At 71.3% G+C, this 7,045-nt stretch carries 6 protein-coding genes and 1 tRNA gene; 4 read left to right on the forward strand and 3 right to left on the reverse strand.

Going from position 1 to position 7,045, the window contains the following annotated elements; genetic code table 11:
• Positions 1-12: 12 nt before the first annotated feature.
• The gene (locus ACWDR3_RS28870; protein ID WP_450355498.1) at positions 13-1,722 is read left to right on the forward strand and encodes a thiamine pyrophosphate-dependent enzyme; all 1,710 of its coding nucleotides are present in this window, start codon (positions 13-15) and stop codon (positions 1,720-1,722) included.
• A gap of 20 nt (positions 1,723-1,742) precedes the next feature.
• Entirely contained in the window at positions 1,743-2,804 is a 1,062-nt protein-coding gene (locus ACWDR3_RS28875) for an Ldh family oxidoreductase (RefSeq protein ID WP_450355499.1), read from the forward strand.
• A gap of 103 nt (positions 2,805-2,907) precedes the next feature.
• On the opposite strand, the gene ACWDR3_RS28880 is transcribed toward ACWDR3_RS28875, so the two are convergent.
• A complete protein-coding gene (locus ACWDR3_RS28880) occupies positions 2,908-3,846 on the reverse strand; it encodes an alpha/beta hydrolase (RefSeq protein WP_450355500.1) in 939 nt (312 codons plus the stop codon).
• A 13-nt stretch (positions 3,847-3,859) separates the two neighbouring features.
• Positions 3,860-4,462 carry a TetR/AcrR family transcriptional regulator gene (locus tag ACWDR3_RS28885; RefSeq protein ID WP_450355501.1) on the reverse strand — a complete coding sequence of 201 codons (603 nt, stop codon included), beginning with the start codon at positions 4,460-4,462 and terminating at the stop codon, positions 3,860-3,862.
• Between the two features lie 211 nt (positions 4,463-4,673).
• Between ACWDR3_RS28885 and ACWDR3_RS28890 the strand changes: the two genes are divergently transcribed.
• Positions 4,674-6,155: an MFS transporter gene (locus tag ACWDR3_RS28890; RefSeq protein WP_450355502.1), complete on the forward strand. Its 1,482-nt coding sequence runs from the start codon at positions 4,674-4,676 to the stop codon at positions 6,153-6,155.
• Between the two features lie 59 nt (positions 6,156-6,214).
• Here the strand turns inward: ACWDR3_RS28890 and ACWDR3_RS28895 are convergent, their stop codons facing one another.
• Positions 6,215-6,697 (reverse strand): excalibur calcium-binding domain-containing protein, encoded by a 483-nt coding sequence (locus ACWDR3_RS28895; RefSeq protein ID WP_450355503.1) that lies wholly within the window; start codon positions 6,695-6,697, stop codon positions 6,215-6,217.
• 165 nt (positions 6,698-6,862) lie between these two features.
• Between ACWDR3_RS28895 and ACWDR3_RS28900 the strand changes: the two genes are divergently transcribed.
• Positions 6,863-6,936, forward strand: a tRNA-Pro gene (locus ACWDR3_RS28900).
• Positions 6,937-7,045: the final 109 nt, after the last annotated feature.

Consider the following 7,045-nt stretch of genomic DNA (forward strand, 5'->3'; position numbering starts at 1 on the left):
GAAGCACCAGAGATGACGGACACCCAGTACAACCCGGGCGCCGACGGCGGTGACGCCGTCGTCTCCGCCCTGAACGCCGTCGGCGCCGAGTACCTCTTCTGCTCGTCGGGGTCCGAGTGGGCCCCGGTGTGGGAGGCGCTGGCCCGCCGGCACCGCGACGGCGAGCCCGCCCCGGAGTACCTCGACCTGACCCACGAGACGGTCGCCGTCGGCATGGCCACCGGCTTCGGCCTGGTCAGGCGGCGCCCTCAGGGCGTCCTGCTGCACGCGGCCCCCGGTCTGCTCCAGGGCTCCATGGCCGTGCACGGCGCGCTCCTGGCCGGCGTCCCGATGGTGGTCGCCTCCTCGGAGTCGACCACGTACGGCGACGCCCCCGGCCATGATCCGGGCGGCCAGTGGTACCGCAACCTGTCCGTCGTGGGCGGTCCGCACGGCATCGCGCAGCCCTTCACCAAGTGGTCCAACGAGGCCGCGAGCGTCCACACCCTGCCCACGATGATCACCCGGGCGGCGGAGCTGGCGTGGCGGGCGCCGGCGGGTCCGGCGTACCTCAACATCCCGCTGGAGATCCTCCTTGAGGAGTGGGACGGCCGTGAGGCCAAGCCGATCGTCGCGCCGGGCTCCACGCACAGCTCGCCCGAAGAGGTCGACCCCGTCGCGCAGTTGATCCGTGAGGCCGCCAACCCCGTGATCGTCACGGAGACTTCGGGCCGTGAGGCGGGCGGCTTCGAGGCCTTGGTCGCCTTCGCCGAGGCCTGGCACATCCCGGTCGTCGAGCCCGACTCGGCGGTGTGCGGCAACTTCCCGCGCACCCACCCGCTGCACGCCGGCAGCGACATCGGACCATGGATGGACGAGGCGGATCTGATCCTGTTGGTCAACTGCCGTGCCCCCTTCTACCCGCCGTCCCGCCGCCCCGCCAAGGCGAAGGTCGTCGTCATCGACGAGGTGCCGCAGCGCCCGCACGTCGTCTATCAAGTCCTGTTCGCCGACCGCTACTTGGAAGGCAATGTCACCAACACCCTGCGCCAGCTGACCAAACGGGCGAGGGATCTCGACGAGGCCGCGATCGCCGTCCGCCGAAGCGCCCAGGAACAGCGGCACACCGCCGAACTGGCCGCCGTCACCGTCGCAGAGACCAAGGCCGCGGACGCCGAGGGCATCGACCCCGTGCTCGTCGCCGCGACCCTGCGCAGGCTCCTCGACGGCAAGGGCGGCATCGTCGTCGACGAGACCATCACGCACAGCCGCGTGGTCAAGCGGCACCTGCGGACGGACGCCCCCGACTCCTACTTCTACGTCCAGGGCGGCCTCGGTCAGGGCATCGCGGTCGCCCTCGGCGTCAAACTCGCCGCGCCCGAGCGCCCGGTGGTGCTCACCATCGGCGACGGCGCCTTCACCTACAACCCGGTCATCCCGTCGTACGACGCCTCCAAGGCGTACGAACTCCCGCTGCTGATCGTGGTGTTCAACAACCGCGTCTACAAGTCCATGAACCTCAACCACCGCCGCTTCTACCCCGACGGCGCCGCCGCCGAGACCGGTGAGTGGCTCGGCACCGACCTGCGCCGGCTGCCCCGACTCGCGCAGTTCGCCGAGCCGTTCGGCATGCACACCGAGACCGTCGACACCACGGACGCGCTCGCGCCCGCGCTGGAGCGCGCCCTCAAGGCCGTGGCCGGGGGCACCACCGCCGTCGTCGACGTGCTCGTCACCCGCTGATCCAGGAGGCACCCGCCACCATGTCCACCACACCGACGAAGGTCCTGGTCCCCGCCGACAACCTGCGCACCTTCTCCGCGGCCCTCCTGGAGAAGGGCGGCCTCAGCCCCGAACACGCGCGCACCACCGCCGACGTGCTCGTCTGGGCCGCCCTGCGCGGAGTCGACTCCCACGGCATCGCCCGCGTCCCCGCCTACCTGGAGCTGCTTGCCAAGGGGGTCGCGAACGCCGACGCCGAGATCACGATCGAGTCGACCACCCCGGCCGCCGCGGTCCTCGACGCCGACCGCGCCCCCGGCCCGGTTGCCCTCAGCGCCGCCGCCGACGAGGCCGTACGCCGGGCCCGCGTGACGGGCATCGCCTCCGTCGGCGTCCGCCGTACCGTGCACACCGGCGCCATCGGCTACTACGTCTCCAGGATCGCCGAACAGGGCCTGGTCGGGATCGGGTTCGTGGCCGGCATGCCCAACATGGGCTACACCGGCGTCAAGGGCGCAGCCGTCGCCACCAGCCCGCTGGCCGTCGCGGTACCGGCCCGCGACCACGCCCCGCTGCTCCTCGACATGGCCACCGCGACCATCGCCCTCGGCAAGATCCGCCAGGCGAAGGCGAGCGGCACGCCGTTGCCCGAGGGCGCGGCGGCCACGGAGGACGGCACCCCCACCACGGACCCCGAACTGGCGGTCATGCCACTGCCGTTGGGCGGCGCCAAGGGGTCCGGGATGTCTCTGGCCTTCGAGCTGCTGACCAGCGTCCTGGTGGGCGCGCCGATCTTCTCCGCCTTCCACTCGGACGACCCGGCCGGCCGCAAGCACCGCCAGAACGCCCTGCTCATCGCTCTCGACCCGGCCGCCTTCGGTGACGCCGACGCCTTCACCGCCAACGTCGACACCACCCTGGCCACGCTCAAGGACCTCCCGGTGGCGGAGGGCGCGGACGGTGTCCACTACCCCGGCGAACGCAGCGCGGCCGTGGCCGTGGAGCGAGGCGAGCTGGGCATCCCGGTGGCCCCGAAGGTCTGGCGCGACCTGACGGAACAGGCGGAGAAGCTGGATGTGAGGCTGCCGGGGACGATCGGCTAGCGCTCACAACGCGGGTTCCCCCAGCGCCCCGTGGGGGCGCGGGGAACTGCGCGACCAGCCACAGAAAACCGCTGGCCGCCAACAGCCGGAAGCCACCGAGCTCTTAGGCGCTCGCAGAAGCCCTTCGCACCTGACGAGCAATCAACTCGTAGGTCTCACGGGCCTTTTGATCATCCTGGCCGTCGTACCCGTGATCGACCCCACTCACATCCCGGTACTCCACCAACGCTCCCGCCGCCCGCAGCCGATCCGCATACGTCACCGCTTCCGCCTTCAGCAGATCGAACTCCGCGGTGATGACCACCGCCGGAGCGATCCCCTTCAGGGAAACCGTGTCCGACGGATGCGCGGGCGATACGAGCCGATCCCGACGCAACTCCACGTCAGGGATGTACGCCGTGTCGAACACGTCGGCCATCCAGGGCCGCAGCACCGGCTTGTCGACGGCGGCCCGCTTCGACCTCGCCTCGGTCGTCAGGTCCAGTGGCGGATAGTGCAGCACCTGAAGTGCGATCGACGGCCCGCCCTCCTCCAACGCCTGCCGCGCCACAGCCGCCGCGAGCCCGCCTCCCGCGCTCTGCCCGCCGATGGTGAGGCGCCCGCCGTCCCACCCGTGCTCGGCGCCGTGTTCGGCGACCCAGCGGACCACCTCGTACGCCTGCCGCGGGGGAGCCGGGAACGGGTGCTGCGGGGCGACCGCATAGTCGACGTTGATGACCACCGCTCCCGCCTCGACGGCGAGGAACCGGCACAGCGGATCGTCGATCTCCGTCACGGACATCACGTATCCGCCGCCGTGGAAGTTGACGTGCACCGGTGGCGGATCGTCGCCCTCGGTCGTCGGCAGGTACACAACGGCCCGCGCGGGAGCGATCGACGTGGGGATCGTCAACTCGGTGACCACGCGCGGGTATTCGGGGAACCGCGCGTGCGACGCGGCAGCGGATCCGCGCCCGCCGGAGCGGCGCTCGGCGGCCAGGGTCGCGCGCTGCATCGCCTTGGCGACGAACGCGGCCACTACCGGCCTGGCGAGAAGCGACATGTGGGCTCCGTTCTCAGCGGATCACGCGGACGCCGTCCAGGGCGATGGACAGGACCCGGTCGCGCTGGGCGTCGTCCAGGAAGGTCGTCCCGGTGACGCCCGCGACCATCCGGATCAGATCGCCGAAGTCCATGTCCTTGCGCGCCACCCCGGCCTCCTGGGCGCGCTCGAAGAGCGGACCGCCCGCGGCGTACATCGAGTCGCGGCAGGCGTTGAGGATCTCCGACTCCCCGTCGAGGGCCTCCCGGATCGCGCGCTTGGTCACCATGTAGGCGGCGAACCTGGCGAGCCAGGAGGACAGGGCCTCCCAAGGCTCCTGGTCGGCCACCTCCCGGGCGACCCGGACCAGGTCGTTCACCTCGTCCGCGTACACGCTCTCGAAGAGATGGCGGCGGGTCGGGAAGTTCCGGTAGAGCGTGCCGATGCCGACGCCCGCGCGGCGGGCGATGTCCTCCAGGGAGGCCTCCGCGCCGTTCTCGGCGAAGGCCTCGCGTGCCGCGACCAGCAGTGCGTCGTAGTTGCGGGCCGCGTCCTTACGGTGGGGCCGCTGGGACGCGACGATCTCGCTGACGGGGAACGACTGTGCCTCGCTGAGGGGCGACGGCTGGGCGGTCACGGGTGCCTCCCGGGATGGGGCGGGTTGAACCGGAGGTATACCTCCGCTACAGTGGAGGGGTACCTCCACTTTACCAGTGTGGGTGGGCTCGGTGTGGATGCGTGCGGCCGCACGCCCGACCGACGCGACTCCACCCCCGTATCTCCATCTCCCTCTTCTCTCCCTTCGCTCTCCCCTTTCTCCATCTCCCTCGGTTCGGAGAGGCCTTTTCATGCCCCGCAAGTCCACCCGTCTCACCTTCGCGGTGCTCGCGACCGGTGCCGGCGTGTTCTCCATGCTGCAGTCGCTGATCGCGCCGGCCCTGCCGACCGTCCAGCACGCGCTGCACACCTCGCAGTCCACCGCGACCTGGGTGATGACGGCGTATCTGCTGTCCGCCTCCGTCTTCACGCCCATACTGGGCCGGGTCGGCGACCTGATCGGCAAGAAGCGCACGCTGGTGTCCGTACTGGTCGTCGTGGCGCTCGGCTGTCTGCTCGCCGCGCTCGCGCCGAACATCGGTGTGCTCATCGTCGCCCGGGTCGTCCAGGGCATCGGCGGTGCGCTGTTCCCGCTGTCGTTCGGCATCATCCGGGACGAGTTCGACGCCTCCCGGGTCAGCGGCAGCATCAGCAACCTGTCCGCCGTCATCGCCGCGGGTGGTGGCGTCGGCATCGTGGCGGCCGGGCCCATCGTGTCCGCGCTCAACTACCGCTGGCTGTTCTGGATCCCGGTCGCCGTGGTCGCGGTGACCACGCTCATCGCCCTGCGTTACGTGCCCGAGTCGCCCAACAGGGCGGAGGGCAAGGTGAATTGGCTAGGTGCCGGGCTGCTCTCGGCGTGGCTGGTCGCCCTGCTGCTGCCGCTCAGCCAGGCGAGCGTGTGGGGCTGGGGCTCGGGCCGCGTGATCGGCCTGTTCGCCGCGGCCGTCGTGCTGTTCGCGCTGTGGCTGCTGGCCGAGGCCCGTTCCCGGACCCCGCTCATCGACCTGCGCGTGATGCGGCTGCCCGCCGTGTGGACCACCAACGCGGCCGCGCTGCTGTTCGGCGCGGGCATGTACTCGCTGTGGTCCTTCCTGCCGGGCTTCGTGCAGACCCCGTCGGCCGCCGGATACGGCTTCGGCGCGAGCGTCACGGCTTCCGGGCTCCTCATGCTCCCGATGCTGGTCGCGATGTTCGTCTCCGGCATCCTCAGCGGCCGGCTGGAACCGGCGGTGGGCGCCAAGTCGCTCCTCACCACCGGTGCCGCGCTCGGTGCGCTGGCCCTGGGCATGCTCGCCCTGTGGCACGACGCGCAGTGGCAAGTCGCCCTGGTCTCGGGCGTGTTCGGCCTCGGCATCGGACTCGCCTTCGCCTCGATGGCCAACCTCATCGTCGGCAGCGTGCCGCCCTCGCAGACCGGCGCGGCCACCGGCATGAACGCCAACATCCGCACCATCGGCGGCTCCATCGGCGCCGCGCTGACCAGCGTCCTGGTCACCGGGCACCTGCAATCCTCGGGCCTGCCGTACGAGTCCGGCTACACCCACGGCTTCGCCCTGCTGGCGGCGCTGTGCCTGGCGGCCTCGCTGGCGGCACTCCTGGTCCCGACGCGGGCCCGCGGACTCTCGGGCTCACTCCGAGCCACCACCGACGTGACGAACGACCTGTCGAAGACGGCGGAGTTGAACGCGGAGTCGAACCCGGAGCCGCTTGCCTCTGGCCCCCGAGGTTGACGGACCTACGCGGGCCCCGCCCCGCGAGGCTGACGGACCCCTACGCGGGCCCCGCCCCGCTACTCACACCCCACGCCGTCCCCGTCCCGATCGAGGTGTCGCCCGTATCCCGGGTCACCGACCCGGACGGGGGCGGCGCCGGCCGCGCGGGCCGCGGCGCAGTTGGCGTAGTACACGTCCTGCCCGCCGGAATCGTCGCTCCCACCGGCGACTTCGGCGGGCTCAGCCGTGACCGTCGCCTTCACGGTCCGCGTCGCCCGGACGGTGACCGTGGTGGCCGGTTCGGGATCCGCGGCCTCGGTGACCGTCGCCGTGGCGGTGGCGGTCGTGGTGACCGTGGCGGTGACCCGAGGAGCGGCGGACGCCGACGCCGGCTCCTTTCCGTCGTCGCCTCCGCCGGCCAACAGGCCCACCAGGAAGGCGAATCCGACGGCCGGGATGACGTACCGCTTTCTCGCCCAGCGCGGTGCCGGACCGGCCGACGGTATGCCGGCCGGTGGGTTGGGCGGGATGGTGGGCGAAGTGTTGTACGGATTGCTCATTTTCGTACCCCCCTGCGTACTTCGTGTGAGGGGACGGTAGTGCTGCGCCGCACGCGGCAGGAGGGGTTCCGTGGTGCGGTGACCGATCCGTGACCGTGCGGGGTGGCCGTGTGCATGCGGTAGGGTTTACCTGCGTGATCACACGTTTCGACGAGTGAGCCGCACCGGGACGTGGCGCAGCTTGGTAGCGCACTTGACTGGGGGTCAAGGGGTCGCAGGTTCAAATCCTGTCGTCCCGACGGTGTGAAGGGTCTTCACGGGCGAGAGCCTGAGGCCCCGTGGGTGAAGATCTGTACCGCTCCGCTCAGGCCGGCGCCCGGCAGGCCCATCTCCACCACGATCGCGTCG

The organism is Streptomyces sp. NPDC001002 (assembly GCF_053599215.1).

Excerpts from the sequence above, each read along its gene's own strand:
- ACWDR3_RS28870 (WP_450355498.1), top strand. The coding sequence starts at position 13 with ATGACGGACACCCAGTACAACCCGGGCGCCGACGGCGGTGACGCCGTC.
- ACWDR3_RS28875 (WP_450355499.1), top strand. The coding sequence starts at position 1,743 with ATGTCCACCACACCGACGAAGGTCCTGGTCCCCGCCGACAACCTGCGC.
- ACWDR3_RS28880 (WP_450355500.1), bottom strand. The coding sequence starts at position 3,846 with ATGTCGCTTCTCGCCAGGCCGGTAGTGGCCGCGTTCGTCGCCAAGGCG.
- ACWDR3_RS28890 (WP_450355502.1), top strand. The coding sequence starts at position 4,674 with ATGCCCCGCAAGTCCACCCGTCTCACCTTCGCGGTGCTCGCGACCGGT.
- ACWDR3_RS28895 (WP_450355503.1), bottom strand. The coding sequence starts at position 6,697 with ATGAGCAATCCGTACAACACTTCGCCCACCATCCCGCCCAACCCACCG.